The following is a 245-nucleotide window of genomic DNA, read 5'->3' on the forward strand; positions in this document are numbered from 1 at the left end:
GCTGTCTTTACTCGGTGTGGTTTGGCTGCTGACTTGTCCTTCTTCATCAACTTCTATGGCCTGGCGCTGTTTGCTGCCGGCGGTCTGAATAATGGTGGCGTCAACGACGGCGGCGGATGCTTTCTCTACTTTTAGGCCTTTTTCAGTCAGTTGGCGGTTAATCAGTTCCAGCAGTTCGGACAGGGTGTTGTCTTGCGCCAGCCAGTTGCGGTAGCGGCATAAGGTGCTGTAATCGGGGATGCTCA

Annotated in this window: 1 pseudogene; it reads right to left on the reverse strand. The window is 53.9% G+C overall.

The annotated features are described in order from the left end of the window. Positions 1-245, reverse strand: a pseudogene (locus ACTHSN_RS10870) (IS5/IS1182 family transposase); the annotation flags it as partial.

Origin of the sequence: Neisseria sp. P0009.S010 (assembly GCF_051958545.1) — a bacterium.
In the GTDB taxonomy this organism is placed as follows: Bacteria; Pseudomonadota; Gammaproteobacteria; order Burkholderiales; family Neisseriaceae; genus Neisseria; species Neisseria subflava_A.